The sequence below is a fragment of the Pontibacillus litoralis JSM 072002 genome (assembly GCF_000775615.1).
GTDB lineage: Bacteria > Bacillota > Bacilli > Bacillales > BH030062 > Pontibacillus > Pontibacillus litoralis.
Genome location: NZ_AVPG01000023.1, coordinates 1 through 25,278, shown reverse-complemented (window position 1 = coordinate 25,278; position 25,278 = coordinate 1). Strand labels below are relative to the sequence as shown.

The following is a 25,278-nucleotide window of genomic DNA, read 5'->3' as shown; positions in this document are numbered from 1 at the left end:
TATGAAATGTCTTATGAAAAAGTAGCACAGGCTAAGCCAAGTATAATAATTGGAATGAAACAAGCCATGAAAGCCATAAAGCATGGTGAAGTTCAAGAAGTTATCATTGCTGAAGATGCTGATGAGCATGTAACTGCAAAGGTGTTGCGTGTAGCAAAGGATTTTGCAACGCCGGTTCTATATGTTGACTCCATGCAAAAGCTAGGGAAAGCATGCGGAATTGATGTCGCAGCAGCTGTAGTCGCGATTAAGCAATGAAGTTTTGGTGTTTGTTAATGCAATCGCTAAAGCTTTGTTTTTTAATTATTTATGAACCACCTGGATGTGTGGTTTTGCAAACACTTGAATTGAAGGGAGGAAAACAAAATGCCAACTATTAACCAACTAGTGCGTAAAGGCCGTGTGTCTCAGACAAAAAAATCTGACTCACCAGCTCTTAACAAAGGTTACAACAGTTTCAAAAAGCATTTCACTAACCAGTCATCACCTCAAAAACGTGGTGTATGTACTCGTGTGGGAACGCTAACTCCAAAGAAACCAAACTCTGCACTTCGTAAGTACGCTCGTGTTCGTTTAACGAATAGCATTGAGGTTACTGCTTACATTCCTGGTATTGGACACAACCTACAAGAGCACAGTGTTGTTCTTATCCGTGGTGGACGTGTTAAAGACTTACCTGGTGTACGCTATCACATCGTTCGTGGTGCACTTGATACTGCAGGTGTTGAGGGTCGCATGCAAGGACGTTCTAAATACGGGACGAAGAGACCTAAAAAATAATGCAAACACATGCATCTAAAATAAACTTAAAAACAACAAAGGAAAGGAGGGGGACATATGCCACGTAAAGGACCAGTACCAAAGCGTGATGTATTACCTGATCCAATGTATAACTCTAAGCTTGTTACACGCCTTATCAACCAAATTATGGTGGACGGAAAGCGCGGTAAAGCTCAAAAGATTCTTTACAATGCTTTCGAACTTGTACAAGAACGTAGTGGTAACGATGCTATGGAAACTTTTGAACAAGCACTTAAAAACGTAATGCCTGTACTTGAGGTTAGAGCACGCCGTGTAGGTGGATCTAACTACCAAGTTCCAGTTGAAGTACGCCCAGAGCGTCGTCAAGCACTAGGCTTACGATGGATCGTTAATTATTCTCGTCTTCGCGGTGAGAAAACAATGGAAGAACGTCTAGCTAACGAAATTCTTGATGCTGCAAACAACTCTGGAGCATCTGTTAAGAAGCGTGAAGATGTTCATAAAATGGCAGAAGCAAACAAAGCATTTGCTCACTACCGTTGGTAATAGACAAACTAAAACTATACCACCTAATAGGAAGGAGAAAGATTCATGCCAAGAGAGTTCTCCTTGGAAAACACGCGTAATATTGGTATCATGGCACACATTGATGCTGGTAAGACAACTGCTACCGAGCGTATCCTTTTTTACACAGGACGTATTCATAAATTGGGAGAAACACACGAAGGTGCTGCCCAAATGGACTGGATGACCCAAGAGCAAGAGCGTGGAATCACTATTACATCCGCTGCTACAACTGCTCAGTGGAAAGGTCATAGAATTAACATCATTGATACACCAGGACACGTAGATTTCACAGTTGAGGTTGAACGTTCTCTTCGTGTACTAGATGGTGCTGTTGCTGTATTAGACGCTCAATCTGGTGTTGAACCACAAACAGAAACTGTATGGCGTCAAGCAACAACATATGGTGTTCCCCGTATTGTATTTGTTAACAAAATGGACAAAACGGGTGCGGACTTCTTGTATGCGGTTGGTACTCTAAGAGATCGCTTAGGTGCTAATGCTCATCCTGTACAGTTACCAATTGGTGCTGAAGACCAATTCGAAGGAATTATTGATTTAATCAGCATGCAAGCTGTCTATTATGTAGACGACCTTGGTGAGAAAGCTGAAATGCGCGAGATTCCAGAAGAATACAAAGCACAAGCAGAAGAATACCGCGGTAACCTTATCGAAGGTGTTGCCGAAACAGATGAAGAACTAATGATGAAGTACCTTGAAGGGGAAGAAATTACGAATGAAGAGCTAGTAACAGCTATTCGTAAAGCTACTTTAAATGTAGAATTTTACCCAGTACTTTGTGGTTCTGCATTCAAGAACAAAGGTGTACCATTATTAATTGATGCGGTAATCGATTATTTACCTTCACCAATTGATATTCCTCCAATTGAAGGTTTCGTTCCACGTACAGAAGAAGAGGTTGTTCGTAAAGCGGACGATAAAGAACCATTCTCTGCACTTGCCTTTAAGGTTATGACGGATCCTTACGTTGGAAAACTAACATTCTTCCGCGTATATTCAGGTGTTCTATCATCTGGTTCATACGTGAAGAACTCTACGAAAGATAAGCGTGAGCGTATTGGTCGTATTCTACAAATGCACGCGAACTCTCGTGAAGAGATCTCTGAAGTGTTTGCTGGTGATATCGCAGCAGGTGTTGGTTTAAAGGATACTGCTACAGGTGATACGTTATGTGATGAAAAGAATCTTGTTATTCTTGAATCTATGGAATTCCCTGAGCCAGTAATTTCTGTTGCTATTGAGCCTAAATCTAAAGCAGATCAAGACAAAATGGGAATTGCCCTAACGAAACTTGCTGAGGAAGATCCAACTTTCAAAACGGAAACGAACGTAGAAACTGGTCAAACGATCATTTCTGGTATGGGTGAATTACACCTTGACGTTATCGTTGATCGTATGAAAGTAGAGTTCAAAGTAGAAGCGAATATTGGTAACCCTCAGGTTGCTTACCGTGAAACGTTCCGTGAAACTGCTGATGTTGAAGGTAAATTCGTACGCCAGTCTGGTGGTCGTGGACAATATGGTCACGTTTGGATTAAGTTCTCACCAAACGAAGAAGGCGCTGGCTTTGAATTCGAAAACAAAGTTGTTGGTGGTGTAATTCCTCGTGAATACATCGCATCTGTACAACAAGGTGTAGAAGAGGCGATGGAAAACGGTGTTGTTGCCGGTTATCCATTAATCGACATTAAAGCAACACTGTTTGACGGATCATATCACGATGTTGACTCAAGTGAAATGGCATATAAAGTAGCTGCATCAATGGCGCTTAAAGCTGCGAAAAACAAATGTAAGCCAGTTCTTCTTGAACCAATGATGAAAGTAGAAATCGTAATTCCAGAAGAGTACATGGGCGATATCATGGGTGATGTAACATCCCGCCGTGGACGTGTTGATGGAATGGACACTCGTGGTTCAGCACAGCTTGTAAAAGCATATGTACCACTTTCTGAAATGTTCGGTTATGCAACTAGCCTACGTTCTAACACACAAGGTCGCGGAACGTATTCTATGCACTTCTCTCATTATGAAGAAGTACCTAAGAGCGTTTCCGAAGAAATCATTAAGAAAAATGCTGGTGAATAATTGATTTTTTGACTAGCTTCAAGTATAAATTGTAGTATGAGCATAGAATCGATACGTGTATATCGATTCTATGTCACACATAAATAAATCTAAATTATATTAAGTTTCCATAATTAAAGGAGGACGTTTCAATGGCTAAAGAAAAATTTGACCGTTCCAAGTCCCACGTTAACATCGGGACTATTGGACACGTTGACCATGGTAAAACAACTTTAACTGCTGCAATCACAACTTGCTTACACACTCGTTCAGGTTCTGGTGAAGCAATGGCGTACGACCAAATCGATGGTGCTCCAGAAGAGCGTGAGCGTGGAATTACAATCGCTACTTCCCACGTAGAGTACGAAACTGAAACTCGTCACTATGCACACGTTGACTGCCCAGGTCACGCTGACTACGTTAAGAACATGATCACTGGTGCGGCACAAATGGATGGTGCGATCCTAGTTGTATCTGCAGCTGATGGTCCAATGCCACAAACTCGTGAGCACATCCTACTTTCTCGTCAGGTTGGTGTTCCTGCAATCGTAGTATTCCTTAACAAAGTTGACATGGTAGACGATGAAGAACTACTTGAGCTTGTTGAAATGGAAGTACGCGACCTACTAACTGAGTATGACTTCCCTGGTGATGACCTTCCAGTAGTTGCAGGTTCTGCTCTTAAAGCTCTTGAAGGAGAAGAAGAGTATGTTAACAAAATCTATGAACTAATGGATGAAGTTGACGCATATATCCCAACTCCTGAGCGTGAAAACGACAAGCCATTCATGATGCCAGTTGAGGACGTATTCTCTATCACTGGTCGTGGTACAGTAGCAACTGGACGTGTTGAACGTGGTACTATCAAAGTCGGTGACGAAGTTGAAGTTATCGGTATGGCTGAAGAGTCTTCTAAAACTACAGTTACTGGTGTAGAAATGTTCCGTAAGCTTCTTGACTATGCTGAAGCTGGTGACAACATTGGTGCGTTACTTCGTGGTGTTAACCGTGAAGACATCAACCGCGGTCAAGTGCTAGCTGCACCAGGAACTATCACTCCACACAGAAAGTACAAAGCAGAAGTTTATGTACTTTCTAAAGAAGAAGGTGGACGTCATACTCCATTCTTCAACAACTACCGTCCACAGTTCTACTTCCGTACTACGGATGTAACTGGTGTAATTCAACTTCCTGAAGGAGTTGAGATGGTAATGCCAGGAGATAACGTTGAAATGGAAGTTGAACTTATCTCTAAAATCGCTATCGAAGACGGAACTAAGTTCTCTATTCGTGAAGGCGGACGTACAGTAGGCGCTGGCGTTGTATCTAAAATTATTGAATAATAATATAAACAAGCAGTGGACCTTGGTTCGCTGCTTTTTATATTAGTTAGTAAAATGCGAGATGAACGAGAATATATACACTTGCACAATTGAATAAAGCTATGTATAATAGTTTAAGTTAAATTCATTCATAAAATTTGAATTTACACTTGCATATAGGCCGATATTTCTTTATAATGAGTAATGTTGGTCATAAAGGCGATGAAGCGAAAGGTTGCTGACACACCCGGCCCCTTTGCCATGGCAGGATGTCAGGTTAAATTTTCGCGGAGAATGTCTATTATAAAATGGGCGAACAAAGGAGGGACAAAAATGGCAAAAGAGAAAATTCGTATTCGTTTAAAAGCATATGATCATAGAATTCTTGATCAATCTGCGGAGAAGATCGTTGATACTGCGAAGCGTTCAGGTGCTAACGTATCTGGTCCAATCCCGCTTCCGACAGAACGTTCTATCTATACTGTTCTACGTGCAACTCATAAATATAAAGATTCTCGTGAGCAGTTTGAAATGCGTACGCATAAGCGTCTAATCGACATTGTTAATCCAACACCACAGACGGTTGATTCACTAATGCGTTTAGATTTACCATCCGGTGTGGATATTGAAATTAAACTATAATAAAAGTTATTAAATAGGAGGTGTAACGGATGGCGAAAGGAATCTTAGGTCGTAAAATTGGTATGACTCAGCTTTTCAATGAAAGTGGCGAGTTGACCCCAGTAACTGTTATTCAAGCAGAACCGAATGTTGTTCTACAAAAGAAAACAGAAGAGAACGACGGATATGAAGCGATTCAATTAGGTTTTGCTGAAAAACGTGAAAAATTAGCTAACAAACCAGCGAAAGGTCACGCTGAAAAAGCGAACACAGCTCCTAAGCGCTTCGTTCGTGAATTCCGTGAAGTTAACCTTGAAGACTATGAAGTTGGTCAAGAGGTTACTGTAAATACATTTGCAGCTGGAGATGTTGTAAACGTAACGGGTACATCAAAAGGTAAAGGATTTCAGGGGGCTATTAAGCGTCACAACCAATCAAGAGGCCCTATGAGTCACGGTTCTCGTTACCACCGTCGTCCAGGTACAATGGGTGACATTAACTCCATGCACGTATTTAAAGGTAAAAAGCTACCAGGTCGCATGGGTGGAAAAACAGTTACTTTGCAAAACCTAGAAATCGTTAAAGTGGACGAAGAACGTAACCTATTACTTGTTAAAGGTAATGTTCCAGGTCCAAAAAAATCTTACGTACAAATTACAGGCGCAAGTGCGGCTGAATAATAACTATACGAAAGGAGGATAAGTCATGCCTAAAGTAACACTTTATAACCAAAGCGGATCTCAAGTAGGAGATATCGAACTAAGTGATTCCGTATTTGGTATTGAACCAAATGTACATGTAATGAATGAGACAGTATTGATGCAACGCGCTTCACTACGTCAAGGCACTCATGCTGTAAAAAACCGTTCTGAAGTGAGTGGCGGAGGACGCAAGCCATGGCGTCAAAAAGGAACTGGACGTGCGCGTCAAGGTTCTACACGTTCCCCACAATGGGTTGGTGGTGGTACTGTATTTGGACCAACACCACGTAGTTACAGCTACAAATTACCTAAGAAAGTTCGTCGTTTAGCTCTTAAATCTGCACTTTCTCAGAAAGCTGTAGATAACGATTTGTTTGTTCTTGAGAACTTAACTTTAGAAGCTCCAAAAACAAAAGACATCGTGATGCTATTGAACGGTCTTAGTGTAGAGAAAGCTTTAATCGTTACAGCAGACCATGACGATAATGTTGTTCGTTCTTCAAACAATATTCCAGGCGTGAAATCTGTAACATTAGAACAAGTTAATGTTTTAGACTTGTTAACGCATGACAAGCTTATCTTAACAAAAGATGCAGCTGAAAAAGCAGGGGAGGTGCTTGCATAATGAAAGATCCACGTGATATTATTAAGCGCCCCGTTATCACAGAACAATCTGCTGAGTTAATGGCTGAGAAGAAGTACACGTTCGAAGTGAACACTGATTCTAATAAAACAGAAATCAAAGATGCGGTTGAAGCTATTTTTGACGTGAAAGTTGATAAAGTCAACACAATGAACAACAAAGGTAAATTCAAACGTATGGGTCGTTATGGAGGTTACCGTCCAGACACGAAGAAAGCTATTGTACAGTTATCTGAAGATAGCAAAGAACTTGATTTCTTTGAAGGTGCCTAAAAATAAAAATTAATAATAAAGGAGGGAAAAACAGATGGCGATTAAAAAGTTTAAACCAACATCTAATGGACGCCGTTTCATGTCTGGTTCTGATTTTGCAGAAATCACAACAGATCAACCGGAAAAATCCTTGTTAGCGCCACTTCACAAAAAAGGTGGACGTAATAACCAAGGTCGTCTAACAGTTCGTCATCAAGGCGGAGGTCACAAGCGTCAATATCGTATAATCGATTTCAAACGTAACAAAGATGGTATACCAGGACGCGTTGCCACAATCGAATACGATCCAAACCGTTCCGCTAACATCGCATTAATTCACTATGCTGATGGTGAAAAGCGTTATATTCTTGCTCCAAAAGGTCTTACAGTTGACACGAAAGTTGTTTCAGGAGCAGATGCAGATATTAAAGTAGGTAATGCCCTACCACTAGTTAACATTCCAGTTGGTACAACAGTACACAACATTGAGTTGAAACCTGGTAACGGAGGACAAATAGCTCGCTCTGCTGGAGCATCAGCTCAAATCCTTGGTCGTGAAGGTAAATATACTTTAGTACGTTTAGCTTCTGGTGAAGTTCGTCTAATTCTAAGCACTTGCCGCGCTACAGTAGGTCAAGTAGGTAACTTAGAGCATGAACTTATTACTGTAGGTAAAGCAGGTCGTTCTCGTTGGAAAGGTATCCGCCCGACAGTTCGTGGTTCTGTTATGAACCCAGTAGATCACCCACACGGTGGTGGTGAAGGTCGCGCTCCAATCGGACGTCCATCTCCAATGTCTCCATGGGGTAAACCTACACTTGGTAAGAAAACACGTAAACGTAACAAAGGATCCGATAAACATATCATTCGTGGTCGTAAAAAATAATTAATAGACAGTTAGCAACAAAGCTGACTGTCATTTACGGAGGGAGGTTTACAAATGGGACGCAGTCTTAAAAAAGGACCTTTTGTCGATGATCACTTGATGAAAAAAGTAGAAGCACTTGATGCTGATAACAAAAAACAGGTGATTAAAACTTGGTCTCGTCGTTCTACAATTTTCCCTAATTTTGTTGGACACACAATCGCTGTTTACGATGGTCGCAAACACGTACCTGTGTATGTAACAGAAGACATGGTAGGCCATAAACTTGGTGAATTCGCACCGACTCGTACGTATAGAGGCCATGGTGCTGATGATAAGAAAACAAAACGCTAATGAGAGGAGGCACACAAGATGCAAGCCAAAGCCGTTGCGAAATCAGTTCGTATTGCTCCTCGTAAAGCTCGTTTAGTAATTGATTTAATTCGAGGAAAAAATGTTGGCGAAGCAATTGCGACTTTACGTCACACACAACGCGCAGCTTCTCCAATTGTAGAAAAAGTATTAAATTCTGCTATTGCAAATGCTGAGCACAATTATGAAATGGACCCTGATAACTTAGTGGTTTCTGAAGCGTATGTAAACGAAGGTGCTACATTGAAACGCTTCCGTCCACGTGCTATGGGCCGCGCTAGCCAAATTAACAAGCGCACAAGTCATATCACACTAGTTGTATCAGAAAAGAAGGAGGGATAAGAAGTGGGTCAAAAAGTTAATCCGATAGGTTTGCGAGTTGGAATTATTCGCGACTGGGAATCTAAATGGTACGCAGGTAAAGACTATGCAGATTTGCTACATGAAGACATTAAAGTTCGTGAATATCTTGAAAATCGTCTAGTAGACGCATCAGTTTCTAAGATTGAAATCGAACGTGCTGCGAACCGCGTTAACGTATCCATTCACACTGCTAAGCCAGGTATGGTTATTGGTAAAGGTGGTTCTGAAGTCGAAGCACTTCGTAAATCTTTAAACCAGCTTACTGGCAAGCGCGTTCACATCAACATTGTTGAAATTAAAAAGCCAGATCTTGATGCAACACTAGTTGCTGAAAGTATTGCTAAACAATTAGAGAATCGTGTTTCTTTCCGTCGTGCACAGAAACAAACGATTCAACGTGCTATGCGTTCAGGAGCTAAAGGTATTAAAACAATGGTTTCTGGTCGTTTAGGCGGAGCAGACATTGCTCGTTCTGAATACTACAGTGAAGGTACTGTGCCACTACACACACTTCGTGCAGACATCGATTACGGTACTGCAGAAGCAGACACAACTTATGGTAAGTTAGGTGTTAAAGTGTGGATCTATCGTGGAGAAGTCCTTCCATCAAAAAAGAAGTAAGGAAGGGGGATAAGCATTATGTTAATGCCAAAACGTGTTAAATATCGTAAACAACATCGCGAAAGCTTAGCAGGTAAAGCAAAAGGTGGTACATCTGTAGCTTTCGGTGAATTCGGACTACAAGCTGTTGGATCAGCTCGTATCACAAGCCGTCAAATCGAGGCAGCTCGTATTGCAATGACTCGTTACATGAAACGTGGCGGTAAAGTATGGATTAAAATCTTCCCCGACAAGCCTTTTACTTCTAAACCACTAGAAGTGCGCATGGGTTCCGGTAAAGGTGCTCCTGAAGGCTGGGTAGCAAACGTGAAAACTGGTAAAGTATTGTTTGAAGTTTCTGGTGTATCAGAAGAAGTTGCACGTGAAGCGTTGCGTCTTGCTTCTCACAAACTACCTGTTAAAACAAAGTTTGTAAAACGTGAAGAAATTGGTGGTGAAATCAATGAAGGCTAATGAAATCAGAGAATTAACCACTGCCGAAATTGAACAAAAAGTTAAGTCTCTTAAAGAAGAGCTTTTTAACTTACGCTTCCAACTTGCAACAGGTCAACTTGAGAATACAGCACGTATTCGTGAAGTACGCAAGTCCATTGCGCGTATGAAAACTGTTGTTCGTGAGCGCGAGCAGAGCGTTAAATAATAGATAACTGAGAGGAGGTTCACCTCGATGGCTGAAGAGCGCAACAATCGTAAAGTATATGTTGGTCGTGTAGTATCTGATAAAATGGATAAGACGATCACAGTACTAGTTGAAACATATAAATTTCATCAGCTTTATGGCAAGCGTGTTAAATACTCTAAGAAGTTTAAAACACATGATGAGAACAATGCAGCTAAAGTTGGCGACGTAGTAAAGATTATGGAAACTCGTCCACTTTCAGCTCAAAAACGTTTCCGTTTAGTAGAAATCGTTGAAGAATCCGTAATTATTTAAAAGAGATATCGTTCGGAATGATTGCCGAAGGGAGGTAACACGTGTATGATTCAACAAGAAAGCATTTTAAAAGTTGCAGATAACTCTGGTGCTCGTGAAGTAAAAACGATTAAAGTTCTAGGTGGTTCTGGCCGTAAGACAGCTAATATTGGTGATGTAGTCGTTTGTTCAGTACAACAAGCAACACCAGGTGGCGTTGTCAAAAAGAAAGATGTAGTGCGTGCTGTTATCGTTCGTACGAAGTCTGGTGTTCGCCGTAAAGATGGTTCTTATATCCGTTTTGACGAAAATGCAGCAGTTATTATTAAAGACGATAAAGGTCCTCGCGGTACTCGTATCTTCGGACCAGTTGCTCGTGAATTACGTGATCGTAAATTCATGAAGATCGTATCTCTAGCTCCAGAAGTACTATAGTCTAGATTATTGCCTTGTAAGGAGGTGCCATTTACATGCACGTAAAAAAAGGTGACAAAGTAATGGTGATCACTGGTAAAGATAAAGGTAAGCAAGGTACGATCCTTGAAGCTTATCCGAAAAAAGAGCGTGTTCTTGTTGAAGGTGTAAATGTTGTTAAAAAACATGCGAAACCATCACAAGATAACCCTCAAGGCGGTATCCTTAGCCAGGAAGCACCAATCCATGTATCAAACGTAATGCCAATCGATCCTAAATCCGGTGAGCCTACTCGTGTTGGACACGAAGTAAGAGACGGTAAAAAGGTTCGTATCGCTAAAAAATCTGGTGAGGCGTTAGATAAATAAAATAGCGATGAAAGGAGGGCTACTTGATGAACGAACTTAAGAAACAATATCAAGAGGAAATTGTTCCATCTTTAAAAAATAAATTCGAATACGATTCCGTAATGGAAGTACCAAAAGTAGAAAAAATCATCATCAATATGGGTGTTGGTGATGCTGTACAAAACGCAAAGGCATTAGATAACGCAGTTGAGGAGTTAACTTTACTCTCTGGTCAAAAACCACTTATCACAAAAGCAAAGAAATCAATTGCGGGATTCCGTTTACGTGAAGGGATGCCAATCGGTGCGAAAGTAACCCTTCGTGGAGAGCGCATGTATGAGTTTTTACAAAAGCTAATTCATGTTTCTTTACCACGTGTTCGTGACTTCCGTGGTATTTCCAAAAAGGCCTTTGACGGTCGTGGGAACTACACACTTGGAGTAAAAGAACAATTGATTTTCCCAGAAATTGATTATGATAAGGTGAGCAAAGTACGTGGAATGGATATCGTTATTGTTACAACAGCTAATAATGACGAAGAAGCACGTGAATTACTAACTCAATTCGGTATGCCTTTCCAAAAATAAGCACTTAAGCTTTAAAAGGAGGGAAAATAGTGGCTAAAAAATCAATGATCGTGAAACAACAAAGACCTCAAAAGTTTAAAGTGCGTGAATACACTCGTTGTGAGCGTTGCGGACGTCCGCACTCAGTACTACGTGATTTTAAACTTTGCCGTATATGTTTCCGTGAACTTGCATATAAAGGTCAAATTCCTGGAGTCAAAAAAGCAAGCTGGTAATCCCCTAATAGGGAAGGAGGTAAACACAAATGGTCATGACAGATCCAATTGCAGATATGTTAACTCGCATTCGTAATGCAAACATGGTACGCCATGAGAAGCTTGAGGTTCCTGCTTCAACTCTTAAAAAAGAAATTGCAGACATCCTTAAGCGCGAAGGTTTCGTACGTGATTACGAATTTGTAGAAGATAATAAACAAGGAATTCTACGTATTTTCCTTAAATACGGTGCTAACGAAGAGCGCGTTATCTCTGGTATTAAACGTATTAGTAAGCCAGGTTTACGTGTATACGCGAAAGCAGATGAAATTCCTCGTGTATTAAACGGTCTAGGTATTGCTGTATTATCTACATCTAAAGGTGTACTAACAGATAAAGAAGCTCGTCAACAAGCTATTGGTGGCGAAGTTGTAGCTTACGTTTGGTAATTCAAGTTTTTAAAAGTCAGGAGGTGCATTGAATGTCTCGCGTAGGATTAAAAGAGTTACACATCCCGGAAAATGTTGAATTTAAAATGCAGGGAAACGAAGTAACAGTTAAAGGACCTAAAGGTGAATTAACTCGTACATTCCACCCTGATATGAAAATTAAAGTAGAAGAGAATGTTCTAACTGTTGAGCGCCCAAGTGATAACAAAGAACATCGCTCTTTACACGGTACAACACGTACGTTAATCGGTAACATGGTTGAAGGTGTTTCTAAAGGCTACGAAAAAAGCTTAGAAATTCAAGGTGTTGGTTATCGTGCTGTTAAACAAGGTGATAAAGTAATCGTGAATGCTGGATACTCTCACCCAGTTGAGGTAGAAAAGCCTGAAGGTATTGAAATTGAAGTACCATCTCAAACGAAGATTACAGTTAAAGGTATCGATAAAGAACTAGTTGGTGCAGTTGCTGCTAACATTCGTGCGATTCGTCCACCTGAGCCTTACAAAGGAAAAGGTATTCGTTATGAAGGTGAACACGTACGTCGTAAAGAAGGTAAAACTGCTAAATAAGGTTCTATAGGGAACAGAAAGGAGTGACCTAGATGATCACAAAAGCTGATAAGAATGCAGTACGTAAGAAAAGACATTCACGCGTACGTAAGAAAATTGCTGGTACTCCGGAACGTCCACGTCTTAACGTTTATCGTTCAAACAAACACATCTACGCACAACTTATCGATGATGTGAATGGTGTAACAGTGGCTAGTGCTTCTACAGTTGATAATGAGTTTAATTTAGATACAACTGGCAACGTTGAGGCTGCTACAAAGGTAGGAGAACTTGTTGCTAAGCGTGCACAAGATAAAGGCTTTAAAGAGATTGTTTTTGATCGTGGAGGATATTTATATCACGGACGTGTAAAAGCACTTGCGGATGCTGCTCGTGAAGCCGGTCTAGAATTTTAATAGTAAAAGGAGGGACATATATGCGTACAATCGTTGATCCAAGTAAATTAGATCTTGAAGAACGCGTTGTTACTGTGAATCGTGTAGCAAAGGTTGTAAAAGGTGGACGTCGTTTCCGTTTTGCTGCATTGGTTGTAGTAGGAGATAAAAATGGTCATGTAGGCTTTGGTACTGGTAAAGCATTAGAGGTACCTGAAGCAATTCGCAAAGCTATTGAAGATGCGAAGAAAAATCTAATTGAAGTACCAACTGTCGGTACAACAATTCCACACGAAATCATCGGACGTTTCGGCGCTGGTAACATTTTGTTGAAACCAGCTATGGAAGGTACTGGAGTTATCGCAGGTGGCCCTGTTCGTGCGGTGCTAGAACTTGCAGGAATTGGTGACATTCTATCTAAATCTTTAGGTTCAAACACACCAATTAATATGGTACGTGCAACAATTAACGGACTTGACGAACTTAAGCGTGCAGAGGATGTAGCGAAACTTCGTGGAAAGTCTGTAGAAGAACTGTTAGGATAAGGAGGGAAACAGCATGTCTAAAAAATTAGAAATCACCCTCACTCGCAGTGTAATTGGTAGACCACAAGATCAACGCGCTACAGTGAAGGCTCTTGGTCTAAATAAAATACGTCAAACCGTTGTACATGAAGATACTCCGGCAATTCGCGGAATGGCGAACAAAGTATCTCACTTAGTATCGGTTAAAGAGGCTTAAATTTAACGTAAAAGCATAAAAGAGGAGGTGCTCTAATGAAACTACATGAATTGAAGTCAGCAGAAGGTACTCGTAGAAAACGTAACCGTGTAGGTCGTGGAATGGCTACTGGTAACGGTAAAACGTCTGGACGTGGTCATAAAGGACAAAATGCTCGCTCAGGTGGCGGTGTACGTCCAGGATTTGAAGGTGGACAAATGCCTTTATTCCAACGCTTACCGAAACGTGGATTCACGAACATTCACCGCAAAGAATTTGCTGTTGTAAATCTTGAAACATTAAACCGTTTTGAAGAAGGTACAGAAATCACACCTGAACTTCTATTAGAAACAGGCGTGGTAAGCAAGCTTAAATCAGGAATTAAAGTTCTTGGTAAAGGATCCGTAGAAAAGAAATTTACTGTAAAAGCTCATAAATTCTCTGCATCCGCAAAAGAAGCTATAGAAGCGGCAGGCGGTCAAACTGAGGTGATTTAATGTTTCAGACAATCTCCAATTTTATGCGCGTGAGTGATATACGACGTAAAATCTTCTTCACTCTTGCAATGCTTTTTGTGTTTCGTCTTGGAACATTCATTCCAGTCCCATTTTCTAATAAAGAAGCCATTGACTTTATGAATGCAAATAATGTCTTTGGTTTCCTAAATACATTTGGTGGCGGAGCATTACAGCAATTCTCTATTTTTGCGATGGGGATTATGCCTTACATTACGGCCTCCATCATTATGCAGTTGTTGCAGATGGATGTCGTACCGAAATTTGCAGAATGGAAGAAGCAAGGTGAGGATGGCCGTCGTAAGTTAGCTCAGTTTACTCGCTATGCTACAATTGTTCTAGCTTTTATTCAAGCAATTGGTATGTCGATCGGCTTTAACGCCTTAACACAAGGCCAATTGATTGCAGATCCAAGCGTTGGTAAGTTATTGATTATCGCGTTGGTATTAACAAGTGGAACAGCTTTTTTAATGTGGTTAGGTGAACAAATTACCGCACATGGTGTAGGGAACGGGATTTCTATACTGATTTTTGCAGGTATAGCAGCTGGTATTCCAGGTGGCATTAATCAATTGTATGAACAATATATTGTAGGTGCTGGTGAGCAATTATTTATTAACATCGTAATTCTAGTTGGTATCGCACTTGTTGTATTAGCTATTATCGTTGGGGTAATCTTTATTCAACAAGCATTACGTAAAATACCGATTCAATATGCGAAGCGTTTAGTAAATCGTTCTCCAGTAGGTGGTCATTCTACCCACTTGCCTATTAAAGTAAATGCTGCAGGGGTTATTCCTGTTATCTTTGCAATTTCATTTATTATTGCTCCTAGAACTGTAGCGAGCTTCTTCGGTGACAGTGAGATTGCCGGATGGATCCAGTACATTTTTGATTATCAAAACTGGCCTGGTATGATTATCTATGTAGCTTTAATAATTGCTTTCACTTATTTCTACACATTTGTTCAAGTAAACCCTGAACAAATGGCGGAGAACTTGCAGAAACAAGGTGGATATATTCCGGGAATTCGTCCAGGAAAGAATACCGAAACGTATTTAACTCGAGTATTATACCGATTGACGTTTGTAGGTTCGATCTTCCTTGCTGTAATTTCTATTTTGCCAATTATACTTGGTGGGCTTGCAGGTCTACCGCAAAGTGTTCAAATTGGTGGAACAAGTTTACTCATTGTAGTAGGTGTAGCTTTAGAGACTATGAAACAATTAGAAAGCCAGCTCGTGAAGCGTCATTATAAAGGCTTTATTAAATAAATATGTATGAACCAATGAGAGCGAGGGGAACAGTTTGAACTTAATCTTAATGGGTCCTCCAGGTGCTGGTAAAGGCACTCAGGCGGAAAAAATTGTAGAGAAGTATGAAATCCCTCATATCTCAACAGGAGATATGTTCCGTTCTGCAATCAAAGAAGGAACACAACTAGGTAAAGAGGCAAAGTCCTATATGGATGCTGGGGAACTTGTACCGGATGAAGTAACGATAGGTATAGTTCGTGAGCGCCTTGACAAAAATGATTGTAAGAATGGCTTTTTGCTTGACGGTTTTCCAAGAACTACAACTCAAGCAGAAGCGTTAGAAACAATATTATCAGATCTAGGTACTACTTTGGATTATGTACTTTCCATCGACGTTGATACGGAACAACTCGTTGAACGCTTAACAGGCCGTCGTGTTTGTCCAACTTGTGGTGCAACCTATCATGTTCAATACAATCCTCCTAAAGAAGAAGGAAAGTGTAATCATGATGGAGCAGAGCTAATTCAGCGTGATGATGATAAGCCTGCTACTGTCCGCAAACGTTTGGAAGTTAGCTTAGAAAAAACGATGCCTCTTCTTGACTTCTATAAAGATAAGGGCTATCTAGTTTCTATTAACGGAGACCAAGAAATTGATCAAGTCTTCTCTGATATTGATCGTAAGCTTGGAGGCTTAGCGTAATGATTATTACAAAAGCTCCACGAGAAATCGACATCATGCGTCACGCAGGTAAAATCGTTGCGTTAACGCATCAAGAATTAAAGCAGCATATCAAGCCAGGTGTAACGACTAAGCAACTTGATGATATTGCTGAAAAATTCATTACTAGTATGGATGCAATTCCATCGTTTAAAGGTTATAATGGGTTCCGTGGTAGTATATGTGCTTCCGTTAATGATGAACTAGTACATGGTATTCCTAGTGATCGCGTACTTAATGAAGGGGACATCATATCCATCGACATTGGGGCGAAATACAAAGGGTATCATGGAGATTCTGCTTGGACGTATCCTGTTGGTGAAATTGATGAGAAGACGCAGGAATTGTTAGATGTAACGGAAGAAAGTTTATTCCAAGGATTAAATGAGGCAAAGCCTAACGTTCGTTTATCTAACATCTCCCATGCAATTCAATCATTTGTCGAGCCAAAAGGCTTTTCCATTGTTAGGGAGTATGTTGGCCATGGTGTAGGTCAAGACTTGCACGAAGATCCACAAATTCCTCATTTCGGTCCTCCTAATAAAGGTCCGAGGTTGAAACCTGGTATGGTATTAGCTATCGAACCAATGGTCAATGCCGGTGAACGTTACGTGCGTACACTTGAAGACAATTGGACTGTTGTAACAGAAGATGGTAAAATGTGTGCCCATTTTGAGCATACTATTGCTATAACAGAAAATGGTTATGAGATTTTAACTAAAGCCTAAGTGAAGGTGATCGTTGTTGAACGAATCGGAGTCGAGTCCGCGAATAGGTCAAGTTGTTCGTGTCTTACAGGGTCGAGAAGTAGAGCAATATATGATTGTTATATCTATATTAGATGAACGCTTTGTATTGCTTGCTGATGGAGAGAAAAGAAAATATGATCGTCCTAAGAAAAAGAACGTTCAACATATTGAATTCATGGATTATATCTCTCCAGAAGTCCAAAACAGCCTTCTAGAAACTGGTCGCGTAACGAATGGCAAGCTGCGTTTTGCCTTATCAAAATTTGTAAATGAAGAAGTGACTGATTTGAAGAAGGAGGATCAACTCGATGGCGAAAGAAGATGTAATTGAAGTAGAAGGTACCGTTATTGACACATTGCCAAATGCAATGTTTAAAGTGGAGTTAGAGAACGGTCATACTGTGCTAGCCCATGTTTCTGGTAAAATTCGTATGAACTTCATTCGTATTTTGCCTGGGGATAAAGTGACGGTTGAACTTTCTCCTTATGATTTAACAAGAGGACGTATTACCTATCGCTATAAATAGCGAAGATACTCCGTCTAAAAGGAGGTATGGATGATGAAGGTAAGAGCATCTGTAAAACCAATTTGCGAAAAATGCAAAGTTGTCCGTCGTAAAGGTAAAGTTATGGTTATTTGTGATAACCCTAAACATAAACAAAAACAAGGATAATACAGAAGGAGGTGCTGTACTACATGGCACGTATTGCTGGTGTTGATATTCCACGTGACAAACGTGTTGTCATATCATTAACGTATGTATACGGTATTGGTCATTCCACAGCTAAGAAAGTATTAGCTGAGGCTGGAGTTTCTGAAGATACACGTGTTCGTGACTTGACTGAAGATGAATTAGGTAAAATCCGTAAAGCTATTGAGGCATATAATGTTGAAGGTGATCTTCGTCGTGAAGTGTCCCTTGACATTAAACGTCTAATTGAAATTGGTTCTTACCGTGGATTACGTCATCGTCGTGGTCTTCCATTACGTGGACAGAAAACGAAGAACAACTCTCGTACACGTAAAGGTCCACGTCGTACAATCTCAAACAAGAAAAAATAATGTAAAGGGGGTAAGCTAACTCTATGGCACGTAAAACAAACACACGTAAAAAACGTGTTAAAAAGAATATAGAATCTGGTGTTGCACATATCCGTTCTACATTTAACAATACAATCGTATCTATTACGGATGTTCAAGGTAACTTGATTAGCTGGAGCAGTGCTGGTGCTTTAGGTTTCAAAGGATCTCGTAAATCTACTCCTTACGCAGCACAAATGGCAGCGGAAGCAGCAGCTAAATCTTCACAAGAACATGGTATGAAAACTCTAGAAGTAACGGTTAAAGGCCCTGGTGCAGGTCGTGAAGCGGCAATTCGTTCCCTTCAAGCTGCTGGTCTAGAAGTTACAGCCATTCGTGACGTTACGCCAGTACCTCACAATGGTTGCCGCCCACCAAAACGTCGTCGCGTATAATTTGCTTGTATAGAATTTGTCACCCTGTCTATAATGGGTTATGATAGCTATTAAACAGCATCGATAAGACAATAAGCATAAAGGGTAAAAAGTGCATAATTCGGGGACTGCCTACCTGGGGAATTTCGGTTAGACACATCGTCTAGCCGAGGTTTCGACGTTTTGAAGGAGGGTTATATTTAATGATCGAAATTGAAAAGCCAAAAATTGAAACGGTTGAGATCAGCGATGATGCTACGTTTGGAAAGATCGTCGTCGAACCGCTTGAACGTGGGTATGGTACTACACTTGGTAACTCCTTGCGTCGTATCCTATTATCCTCACTTCCTGGCGCAGCTGTAACATCAGTTGAAATTGATGGTGTATTACATGAGTTTTCTACAATCGATGGTGTTGTAGAAGATGTTACAACTATCATCATTAATCTTAAGAAGCTTGCAATGAAGATTTATTCTGAAGAAACAAAGACTTTGGAAATTGATGTTCAGGGAGAAGGAACAGTTACGGCAGCAGACATCACGCATGATAGCGATGTTGAAATTCTTAACCCTGATCTTCATATTGCGACGTTGCAATCTAATGCTAGTATGCGTATGCGTATTACTGCCGAAAAAGGACGCGGGTATCGTCCGGCTGAGGCGAATAAACGTGATGATAGCCCAATCGGCGTCATCCCAGTTGATTCCATCTTCACACCGATTTCACGTGTTACCTACCAAGTAGAGAAGACACGTGTTGGTCAGGTTACAAATTTTGATAAGCTTACGTTAGACGTATGGACTGACGGAAGCATTCGACCAGAAGAAGCAGTATCTTTAGGTGCTAAAGTTTACATGGAACACCTAAATATTTTTGTTGGGCTTACAGATGAAGCGCGTAATGCCGAGATCATGGTGGAAAAAGAGGAGGACCAGAAAGAAAAGGTTCTTGAAATGACCATCGAAGAGCTTGATTTATCTGTTCGTTCATACAACTGCCTCAAGCGCGCTGGTATCAATACGGTTCAAGAGCTTGCTCAGAAGTCTGAAGAAGACATGATGAAGGTTCGTAACCTTGGCCGTAAATCTCTTGAAGAAGTGAAGCATAAGCTTGATGAGCTTGGCTTAGGCTTACGAAAAGACGATTAATATATTTAAATTAGAGATATTGCAGCAAAGGAGGGAACTGACATGGCTAGAAAACTAGGTCGTACAACAGATGTACGTATGGCAATGCTACGCAACCTTGCCACTGACCTAATTGTTCATGAACGTATTGAAACGACAGAAGCAAAAGCGAAAGAGCTACGTTCTGTTGTAGATAAAATGATTACGCTAGGTAAACGAGGAGATTTACATGCTCGTCGTCAAGCAGAAGCATTTTTATACAATGCTAAAGGTGAAGACAGTGACCAAACTGCAGTTCAGAAGCTATTTTCTGAGATCGCTCCACGTTATGAGGAGCGTCAAGGCGGTTACACTCGCATCATGAAAGTTGGTCCACGTAAAGGTGACGGTGCAAAAACAGTAATTATCGAATTGGTATAATTTACTGCGTAATAAAGGGCAGGACGAAATCTCTCTTGAGGTTCATCCAGGCCCTTTTTTATATGGGCTAAGAAAGGAAGTCCTATAACATAGAAGAAGGGGCAATTATGAGCTTATTTGTCCTTTTATTTTGTCGTATTATCGATTAGTATGTAAGAAAAGAGATTTCCTATGTATGTAGGAATAGAGAAGAGCTGAGGAGGGCTGAGATGGAGAAGAGCTTCGTGACTTTCAAAGATGTATCCTTTCGTTATCAGGAAGAACAACCGTGGATATTTAACGGTTTAAATATATCGGTAAATAGAAATGAATGGGTAGCTATTATTGGTCATAATGGATCAGGGAAATCGACTATTGCGAAATTAATGAATGGGTTATTATTTCCTCAAGAAGGAACGATTTCTGTTGACCAGATGGAACTACAAGATGAAACCATTTGGGATATACGCAAGAAAATAGGAATGGTGTTTCAAAATCCAGACAATCAATTTGTCGGGACTACGGTTATGGATGATGTCGCCTTCGGGTTAGAAAATCACGGCATACCTCGCGAGGAAATGAAACGAAGGATTAAAGCTAGTTTAAATGCTGTTGGAATGATTGATTATATTCATCACGAGCCACATCGTCTATCAGGAGGTCAAAAACAGCGTATAGCGATTGCCAGTGTGTTAGCTATTGCACCAGAGATGATTATATTAGATGAAGCAACAGCTATGTTAGACCCTATAGGTAGGAAAGAAATAATGAAGACTGTACATCAACTTCGTGAACAGCGGGATGTATCGATTGTTACGATAACGCATGATTTAAATGAGGTCACGTATGCAGACAGAGTTATTGTGATGAATAAAGGTGAAGTATGGTACGAAGGGACGCCAAGAGAAGTATTTGCTAAGCAACGTCAATTGGATGAGATAGGGCTAGGAGTACCGCTTGTGACGCAGTTTGCTCATGAATTAAAGCGATATGGGATGGAGCTTGAGCCAGAACCTATAAACCAGAAGGAATTGGTAGATGCACTATGGAAATATCATTCGACAATGTAAGTTATATATATCAACCAGGTACACCTTTTGAGCATCGAGCACTACATCAATTAACGTTCACTATTCCCTCACAATCGTTTGTTGCTGTTATCGGGCATACCGGAAGTGGTAAGTCCACCCTTATTCAACATCTCAATGGGTTATTAACACCAACGAGTGGAGTAGCGCGAATTGGTCCCTATGTGCTTCAAGCAGGGGAAAAGAATAAAGACTTGAAATCATTACGAGAACAAGTTGGTGTTGTGTTTCAATATCCAGAGCATCAGCTTTTTGAGGAAACCATCAAAAAGGATATTGCTTTTGGTCCGGCGAACTTTGAGGTAAGGCAAGAAGAGATTGAAAGACGTATTTATGCTGCTATTGATGCGGTAGGGATACAATCAGATATGTTAGAGCGATCTCCATTTGATTTAAGTGGAGGACAGATGCGGCGTGTAGCGATTGCTGGCGTATTAGCAATGGAACCAAGAGTGTTAGTGTTAGATGAACCAACTGCTGGACTTGATCCAAAAGGACAGCAAGAAATTATGGACATGTTCTACAACCTTCATCAAGAGAAGCAACTAACAACCGTGTTAGTAACACATAGTATGGAGGATGCTCTTGCATATGCTGATTACATCATCGTGATGGATCAAGGAGAGCTGTATAAGGAAGGAACACCATTAGAGATATTTCTGCAACCGCAAGCTTTGAATAAAGTAGGATTAGAAGTGCCGGAAATCATTAGCTTGTCGTCTACGCTAGAAAAAGAGTACGGAATTACAATAGATTACAAAAAGCAGACGTTAGAGGAACTCGCTGAAATGGTCGCTCATCAGTTAAAAGGGAGGGCGACGCATGAATAATTCTATGGTTATTGGCCAATATGTTCCTGGTGATTCTGTTGTCCATCATTTAGATCCACGAACAAAAATATCTGTCATTTTTTTCTTTGTTATCATTGTATTCTTTGCGAACTCTATGCTGAGCTATGGACTGTTAACGGTATTCTCTTTAGGTGCTGTATTCATGACAAAGATACCGTTTAGTTATATTGCGAAAGGCTTAAAGCCGATATGGTTTATCATTATTTTCACTTTCTTATTGCACGTTTTTATGACAAAAGAGGGTGAAGTTGTATTTGAACTATTTTCGTATCCGATATATTCAGGAGCACTTGTTCAAGGTGTGTCGATATCATTGCGCTTCTTCTTACTTATTCTCGTCACTTCGTTGCTCACGTTAACGACAACACCGATAGCTATTACAGATGCAGTGGAAGATATGCTTCATGTGCTAAAGAAAGTACGCTTCCCTGTACATGAATTAGCATTGATGATGTCTATATCACTTAGGTTTATCCCAACGTTAATGCAAGAAGCGGAGAAGATTTCGAAAGCACAGGCATCTAGAGGAGTCGATTTCCGCACAGGACCGTTGAAAGAGCGAATCCAAGCGATAGTACCATTGCTCGTCCCGTTATTCGTTAGCGCTTTTAAACGGGCTGAGGAACTGGCGATGGCAATGGAGGCGCGGGGATATCAAGGGGGCGAAGGTCGGACGAAATTACGTGAATTGAAGCTAGAGAAAAAAGATTACGTCACTTTATGCGTGTTTGCCTTCGTCTTAATCGGCGTATTTATTACTAGAAATTAGAGGCGATGTTGTTATGGAACGAATAAGTTGCATCATCCACTATGATGGAACGAACTATTCAGGCTTTCAAATACAGCCGAATAGTGTAACGATACAAGAAAAAATTGAGAAAGCGTTGCTGAAGATTCACAAAGGAGCGTCTATCCGTATTATAGCTTCAGGGCGAACCGATGCAGGTGTACATGCCATGGGGCAAGTGATTCATTTCGATTCCCCTCTTACATTGAAGGAGAAGGAATGGAAACGAGCGATGCAAACATTATTGCCATCTGATATTCTCGTGCATCATGTCCAAAAGGTGGACGCTACTTTTCATTCCCAGCATCATTCGAAAAGTAAAGAATACCGTTATTTTGTGTTAAATCGTCAAGATCCAGATATATTTAATCGTCAATATGTGCACCATGTCCCGCACACTTTAAATATAGACGCCATGGAGCAAGCTTGTGCATACATTAAAGGGACACATGACTTTACATCTTTCTGTTCGATGAAAACAACGCTTAAAGGGGACAAAGTGCGAACGGTGACAGAAGCTACTTGCACGAAAAATGGAGACACGATTGAATTTGTCTTTAAAGGAAATGGTTTCTTGTACAATATGGTTCGTATTTTAGTAGGGACTTTATTAAACATAGGAAAAGGAAAGTATCCTCCTATCTATATAAAACAAATACTTGAAGCGAAAGATCGTAATAAGTCCGGGGCAACGGCACCTGCTCACGGTTTATTTTTATGGGAAGTAACATATGAATAAAAACAACGTATCCAGGTGTAACATTCGACTTGACATTTGGTGTCTAACTATTATAATATAATCTATGGCATTTTATTTCTAAACCATGATTAGCCCCGGAAACTAATTATGTTGAAAATAAAATAAACGTTCGAATAATCGAAAATAGGAGGGAAAAAACCATGCGCTCAACTTTTATGGCAAATGAAAATAACATTGAACGTAAATGGTATGTGGTGGACGCTGAAGGTCAAACTCTTGGTCGTCTAGCTAGTGAAGTGGCATCTGTTCTTCGTGGTAAGCACAAGCCAACTTACACACCACATGTTGACACTGGTGATAACGTAATTATTATCAATGCAGAGAAAATCGAATTAACTGGTAACAAAATGGCAGACAAAAAGTACTATAACCACTCTGGACACCCAGGTGGATTACGAGTTCGTACAGCTAACGATATGCGTACAAAGTACCCACGTGAAATGATTGAAACTGCAGTTAAAGGAATGCTACCAAGCGGAAGCCTTGGACGTAAAATGGGCAAGAAGCTTTACGTATATGCAGGTTCTGAGCACAAACATCAAGCACAAAAACCAGAAGCATTAGAGCTTCGTGGATAATTAAAGGAGGTAAAGAATAGTGGCACAAGTACAATACATTGGTACCGGTCGTCGTAAGACATCAACTGCTCGTGTACGTTTAGTTCCAGGTACAGGTCGTATCGTGATTAACAAACGTGACGCAGAAGATTATTTCCCGTATGAAACGCTACGTGTGATTACAAAGCAACCTTTAGTTCTTACTGAAACAGAAGGTAACTATGACGTTCATGTAAACGTAGATGGTGGAGGATTCACTGGTCAAGCTGGTGCAATTCGTCACGGTGTAGCACGTGCATTATTACAAGCAGATCCAGAATACCGCACATCTCTTAAACGTGCAGGTTTCTTAACTCGTGACTCTCGTAAGAAAGAGCGTAAGAAGCCAGGTCTTAAAAAAGCACGTCGTGCACCACAGTTCTCAAAACGTTAATAGGGTTGTTGATATACCAACGTTTGCAAAGGTTTTTTGGTGCAAGTTGGTGCAAATTAACGTTAATCTTATAAAGCATTTAACAGATTTAAAGCATCGGCATCTTGCTGGTGCTTTTTTTCTGGCATTAATTCCAGATAATAACTTTGTGTCGTTTGTATATTTATATGTCCTAATCGTTTTGATACATATGCAATATCAATGTCTTGAGCAAATAAAAATGATGCGTGAGTATCTCTCAAACCATGAAACGTTGTTTTTTTAATGTTTAGTTTCACTAGTAGTTCAGTCAACTGTTCAGATTGTTTAAATCCCCCAAAACTAAAAATATAACCATTCTCTTTAAAAGGAATCCTACGAATAAGCTCATACACTTCTTTATTTATAGAAACATCACGTTTTGCATTTTGTGTCTTTAAGGAAGTATCGTTAGAAGTAGGACTGATGGAATGTCTAACTTCTATTCCGTATTCATAAAGACTCTCTGGACGTATTGCTAGTAGTTCTCCACGTCTCATACCTGTTTCTAATGCTAGTAATACAAGTACGTTGAATTCATCTTCTGGATGCTGTAAAACGTAATTGCGAAGCTTTTTAAAATCTGTAATAGATAAAGCTTTGTTTCGTTTAGGTGGGTTTTCTCCACGTGTTTTCACTAAACGAGCAAAATCGTTTGTAATATAACCACGAGCATATGCATCACATAAGGATGTTTTTATTTTTAGAAGCACTTCATGTGTTGTTTTTCGTGAATGTGTTTTCGCATATTCATCAATTTTCTTTTGAACGACAATATCATTTAAATCTTTTAATTGGTTCATCACCGTAACTTGGGGTTGACTC

The 25,278-nt window shown here is 40.3% G+C and carries 43 protein-coding genes; 42 read left to right on the top strand and 1 reads right to left on the bottom strand.

The annotated features are described in order from the left end of the window. Positions 1–6 precede the first annotated feature (6 nt). The 42 genes from N784_RS12895 (at position 7) to rpsI (ending at position 24,435) form a co-directional block, all read left to right on the top strand. The gene (locus tag N784_RS12895; RefSeq protein ID WP_036835590.1) at positions 7–258 is read left to right on the top strand and encodes a 50S ribosomal protein L7ae-like protein; all 252 of its coding nucleotides are present in this window, start codon (positions 7–9) and stop codon (positions 256–258) included. A 108-nt stretch (positions 259–366) separates the two neighbouring features. Then, positions 367–780 (top strand): 30S ribosomal protein S12, encoded by a 414-nt coding sequence (rpsL, locus tag N784_RS12890; RefSeq protein WP_036835589.1) that lies wholly within the window; start codon positions 367–369, stop codon positions 778–780. Positions 781–837: 57 nt separating this feature from the next. Continuing rightward, positions 838–1,308, top strand: coding sequence for a 30S ribosomal protein S7 (gene rpsG / locus N784_RS12885; protein ID WP_036835588.1), 471 nt, complete (start codon positions 838–840; stop codon positions 1,306–1,308). 45 nt (positions 1,309–1,353) lie between these two features. Further along, positions 1,354–3,432: an elongation factor G gene (gene fusA, locus N784_RS12880; protein WP_036835587.1), complete on the top strand. Its 2,079-nt coding sequence runs from the start codon at positions 1,354–1,356 to the stop codon at positions 3,430–3,432. A gap of 131 nt (positions 3,433–3,563) precedes the next feature. Beyond that, the gene (tuf, locus tag N784_RS12875) at positions 3,564–4,754 is read left to right on the top strand and encodes an elongation factor Tu (RefSeq protein ID WP_036835585.1); all 1,191 of its coding nucleotides are present in this window, start codon (positions 3,564–3,566) and stop codon (positions 4,752–4,754) included. A 312-nt stretch (positions 4,755–5,066) separates the two neighbouring features. Further along, complete coding sequence (rpsJ, locus tag N784_RS12870; RefSeq protein ID WP_036835584.1) at positions 5,067–5,375, top strand: 30S ribosomal protein S10; 309 nt, start codon at positions 5,067–5,069, stop codon at positions 5,373–5,375. Between the two features lie 29 nt (positions 5,376–5,404). Next, positions 5,405–6,034 carry a 50S ribosomal protein L3 gene (gene rplC / locus N784_RS12865; RefSeq protein WP_036835583.1) on the top strand — a complete coding sequence of 210 codons (630 nt, stop codon included), beginning with the start codon at positions 5,405–5,407 and terminating at the stop codon, positions 6,032–6,034. A gap of 25 nt (positions 6,035–6,059) precedes the next feature. Further along, on the top strand, positions 6,060–6,680 hold the full coding sequence (gene rplD / locus N784_RS12860; protein WP_036835580.1) for a 50S ribosomal protein L4: 621 nt from the start codon (positions 6,060–6,062) through the stop codon (positions 6,678–6,680). Then, positions 6,680–6,970, top strand: coding sequence for a 50S ribosomal protein L23 (gene rplW, locus N784_RS12855; protein ID WP_036835578.1), 291 nt, complete (start codon positions 6,680–6,682; stop codon positions 6,968–6,970). The genes rplD and rplW overlap by 1 nt, the downstream gene beginning before the upstream one ends. Before the next feature lie 34 nt (positions 6,971–7,004). After that, positions 7,005–7,835 carry a 50S ribosomal protein L2 gene (rplB, locus tag N784_RS12850; RefSeq protein ID WP_036835576.1) on the top strand — a complete coding sequence of 277 codons (831 nt, stop codon included), beginning with the start codon at positions 7,005–7,007 and terminating at the stop codon, positions 7,833–7,835. A gap of 54 nt (positions 7,836–7,889) precedes the next feature. Beyond that, positions 7,890–8,168 carry a 30S ribosomal protein S19 gene (gene rpsS, locus N784_RS12845; protein WP_036835574.1) on the top strand — a complete coding sequence of 93 codons (279 nt, stop codon included), beginning with the start codon at positions 7,890–7,892 and terminating at the stop codon, positions 8,166–8,168. 18 nt (positions 8,169–8,186) lie between these two features. Further along, positions 8,187–8,528, top strand: a complete 342-nt coding sequence (gene rplV / locus N784_RS12840) for a 50S ribosomal protein L22 (RefSeq protein WP_036835572.1) — start codon at positions 8,187–8,189, stop codon at positions 8,526–8,528. A gap of 3 nt (positions 8,529–8,531) precedes the next feature. After that, on the top strand, positions 8,532–9,170 hold the full coding sequence (gene rpsC, locus N784_RS12835) for a 30S ribosomal protein S3 (protein WP_036835570.1): 639 nt from the start codon (positions 8,532–8,534) through the stop codon (positions 9,168–9,170). An 18-nt stretch (positions 9,171–9,188) separates the two neighbouring features. Then, positions 9,189–9,623 carry a 50S ribosomal protein L16 gene (rplP, locus tag N784_RS12830; protein ID WP_036835569.1) on the top strand — a complete coding sequence of 145 codons (435 nt, stop codon included), beginning with the start codon at positions 9,189–9,191 and terminating at the stop codon, positions 9,621–9,623. After that, the gene (gene rpmC, locus N784_RS12825; protein ID WP_036835567.1) at positions 9,613–9,810 is read left to right on the top strand and encodes a 50S ribosomal protein L29; all 198 of its coding nucleotides are present in this window, start codon (positions 9,613–9,615) and stop codon (positions 9,808–9,810) included. The genes rplP and rpmC overlap by 11 nt, the downstream gene beginning before the upstream one ends. Positions 9,811–9,837: 27 nt before the next feature. Next, complete coding sequence (gene rpsQ / locus N784_RS12820) at positions 9,838–10,104, top strand: 30S ribosomal protein S17 (protein WP_036835565.1); 267 nt, start codon at positions 9,838–9,840, stop codon at positions 10,102–10,104. A 45-nt stretch (positions 10,105–10,149) separates the two neighbouring features. After that, entirely contained in the window at positions 10,150–10,518 is a 369-nt protein-coding gene (rplN, locus tag N784_RS12815) for a 50S ribosomal protein L14 (RefSeq protein WP_036835563.1), read from the top strand. A 35-nt stretch (positions 10,519–10,553) separates the two neighbouring features. Then, a complete protein-coding gene (gene rplX / locus N784_RS12810; protein WP_036835561.1) occupies positions 10,554–10,865 on the top strand; it encodes a 50S ribosomal protein L24 in 312 nt (103 codons plus the stop codon). 26 nt (positions 10,866–10,891) lie between these two features. Next, on the top strand, positions 10,892–11,431 hold the full coding sequence (gene rplE / locus N784_RS12805) for a 50S ribosomal protein L5 (protein WP_036835559.1): 540 nt from the start codon (positions 10,892–10,894) through the stop codon (positions 11,429–11,431). A 29-nt stretch (positions 11,432–11,460) separates the two neighbouring features. After that, complete coding sequence (locus N784_RS12800) at positions 11,461–11,646, top strand: type Z 30S ribosomal protein S14 (RefSeq protein ID WP_036835557.1); 186 nt, start codon at positions 11,461–11,463, stop codon at positions 11,644–11,646. 29 nt (positions 11,647–11,675) lie between these two features. Continuing rightward, positions 11,676–12,074 (top strand): 30S ribosomal protein S8, encoded by a 399-nt coding sequence (rpsH, locus tag N784_RS12795; protein ID WP_036835554.1) that lies wholly within the window; start codon positions 11,676–11,678, stop codon positions 12,072–12,074. 32 nt (positions 12,075–12,106) lie between these two features. Continuing rightward, positions 12,107–12,643 carry a 50S ribosomal protein L6 gene (gene rplF / locus N784_RS12790; RefSeq protein WP_036835552.1) on the top strand — a complete coding sequence of 179 codons (537 nt, stop codon included), beginning with the start codon at positions 12,107–12,109 and terminating at the stop codon, positions 12,641–12,643. Positions 12,644–12,675: 32 nt separating this feature from the next. Next, a complete protein-coding gene (gene rplR, locus N784_RS12785; RefSeq protein ID WP_036835550.1) occupies positions 12,676–13,038 on the top strand; it encodes a 50S ribosomal protein L18 in 363 nt (120 codons plus the stop codon). 20 nt (positions 13,039–13,058) lie between these two features. Further along, on the top strand, positions 13,059–13,562 hold the full coding sequence (rpsE, locus tag N784_RS12780) for a 30S ribosomal protein S5 (RefSeq protein WP_036835549.1): 504 nt from the start codon (positions 13,059–13,061) through the stop codon (positions 13,560–13,562). 13 nt (positions 13,563–13,575) lie between these two features. Then, the gene (rpmD, locus tag N784_RS12775) at positions 13,576–13,758 is read left to right on the top strand and encodes a 50S ribosomal protein L30 (protein ID WP_036835547.1); all 183 of its coding nucleotides are present in this window, start codon (positions 13,576–13,578) and stop codon (positions 13,756–13,758) included. Between the two features lie 35 nt (positions 13,759–13,793). Continuing rightward, a complete protein-coding gene (gene rplO / locus N784_RS12770; RefSeq protein WP_036835545.1) occupies positions 13,794–14,234 on the top strand; it encodes a 50S ribosomal protein L15 in 441 nt (146 codons plus the stop codon). Then, complete coding sequence (gene secY / locus N784_RS12765) at positions 14,234–15,526, top strand: preprotein translocase subunit SecY (protein ID WP_036835543.1); 1,293 nt, start codon at positions 14,234–14,236, stop codon at positions 15,524–15,526. Before rplO ends, secY begins: the two co-directional genes overlap by 1 nt. A 34-nt stretch (positions 15,527–15,560) precedes the next feature. Next, positions 15,561–16,211: an adenylate kinase gene (locus N784_RS12760; RefSeq protein ID WP_036835542.1), complete on the top strand. Its 651-nt coding sequence runs from the start codon at positions 15,561–15,563 to the stop codon at positions 16,209–16,211. Beyond that, positions 16,211–16,957, top strand: a complete 747-nt coding sequence (gene map, locus N784_RS12755) for a type I methionyl aminopeptidase (RefSeq protein WP_036835540.1) — start codon at positions 16,211–16,213, stop codon at positions 16,955–16,957. The genes N784_RS12760 and map overlap by 1 nt, the downstream gene beginning before the upstream one ends. A gap of 16 nt (positions 16,958–16,973) precedes the next feature. Further along, positions 16,974–17,309 (top strand): KOW domain-containing RNA-binding protein, encoded by a 336-nt coding sequence (locus N784_RS12750; protein ID WP_036835538.1) that lies wholly within the window; start codon positions 16,974–16,976, stop codon positions 17,307–17,309. After that, positions 17,287–17,505 carry a translation initiation factor IF-1 gene (gene infA / locus N784_RS12745; RefSeq protein WP_036835536.1) on the top strand — a complete coding sequence of 73 codons (219 nt, stop codon included), beginning with the start codon at positions 17,287–17,289 and terminating at the stop codon, positions 17,503–17,505. The genes N784_RS12750 and infA overlap by 23 nt, the downstream gene beginning before the upstream one ends. Positions 17,506–17,538: 33 nt before the next feature. After that, on the top strand, positions 17,539–17,652 hold the full coding sequence (gene rpmJ, locus N784_RS12740; protein WP_036819759.1) for a 50S ribosomal protein L36: 114 nt from the start codon (positions 17,539–17,541) through the stop codon (positions 17,650–17,652). A gap of 23 nt (positions 17,653–17,675) precedes the next feature. After that, positions 17,676–18,041 (top strand): 30S ribosomal protein S13, encoded by a 366-nt coding sequence (gene rpsM, locus N784_RS12735; protein WP_036835534.1) that lies wholly within the window; start codon positions 17,676–17,678, stop codon positions 18,039–18,041. 23 nt (positions 18,042–18,064) lie between these two features. After that, positions 18,065–18,454 carry a 30S ribosomal protein S11 gene (gene rpsK, locus N784_RS12730; protein WP_036835531.1) on the top strand — a complete coding sequence of 130 codons (390 nt, stop codon included), beginning with the start codon at positions 18,065–18,067 and terminating at the stop codon, positions 18,452–18,454. A gap of 182 nt (positions 18,455–18,636) precedes the next feature. Further along, positions 18,637–19,581, top strand: coding sequence for a DNA-directed RNA polymerase subunit alpha (locus N784_RS12725; protein WP_036835529.1), 945 nt, complete (start codon positions 18,637–18,639; stop codon positions 19,579–19,581). Positions 19,582–19,623: 42 nt separating this feature from the next. Next, the gene (gene rplQ, locus N784_RS12720) at positions 19,624–19,980 is read left to right on the top strand and encodes a 50S ribosomal protein L17 (protein ID WP_036835527.1); all 357 of its coding nucleotides are present in this window, start codon (positions 19,624–19,626) and stop codon (positions 19,978–19,980) included. A 209-nt stretch (positions 19,981–20,189) separates the two neighbouring features. Beyond that, entirely contained in the window at positions 20,190–21,029 is an 840-nt protein-coding gene (locus tag N784_RS12715; protein WP_036835525.1) for an energy-coupling factor ABC transporter ATP-binding protein, read from the top strand. Then, a complete protein-coding gene (locus N784_RS12710; RefSeq protein WP_036835523.1) occupies positions 21,005–21,877 on the top strand; it encodes an energy-coupling factor ABC transporter ATP-binding protein in 873 nt (290 codons plus the stop codon). Before N784_RS12715 ends, N784_RS12710 begins: the two co-directional genes overlap by 25 nt. Next, entirely contained in the window at positions 21,870–22,667 is a 798-nt protein-coding gene (locus N784_RS12705) for an energy-coupling factor transporter transmembrane component T family protein (protein WP_036835521.1), read from the top strand. Before N784_RS12710 ends, N784_RS12705 begins: the two co-directional genes overlap by 8 nt. A gap of 13 nt (positions 22,668–22,680) precedes the next feature. Continuing rightward, positions 22,681–23,424, top strand: coding sequence for a tRNA pseudouridine(38-40) synthase TruA (gene truA, locus N784_RS12700; RefSeq protein ID WP_036835519.1), 744 nt, complete (start codon positions 22,681–22,683; stop codon positions 23,422–23,424). 161 nt (positions 23,425–23,585) lie between these two features. Further along, a complete protein-coding gene (gene rplM / locus N784_RS12695; protein WP_036835517.1) occupies positions 23,586–24,023 on the top strand; it encodes a 50S ribosomal protein L13 in 438 nt (145 codons plus the stop codon). 19 nt (positions 24,024–24,042) lie between these two features. Then, positions 24,043–24,435, top strand: a complete 393-nt coding sequence (gene rpsI / locus N784_RS12690) for a 30S ribosomal protein S9 (protein WP_036835515.1) — start codon at positions 24,043–24,045, stop codon at positions 24,433–24,435. A 68-nt stretch (positions 24,436–24,503) separates the two neighbouring features. On the opposite strand, the gene N784_RS12685 is transcribed toward rpsI, so the two are convergent. Continuing rightward, positions 24,504–25,278 (bottom strand): site-specific integrase (locus N784_RS12685; RefSeq protein WP_036835513.1); only part of this gene is annotated, 775 nt, incomplete at its 5' end.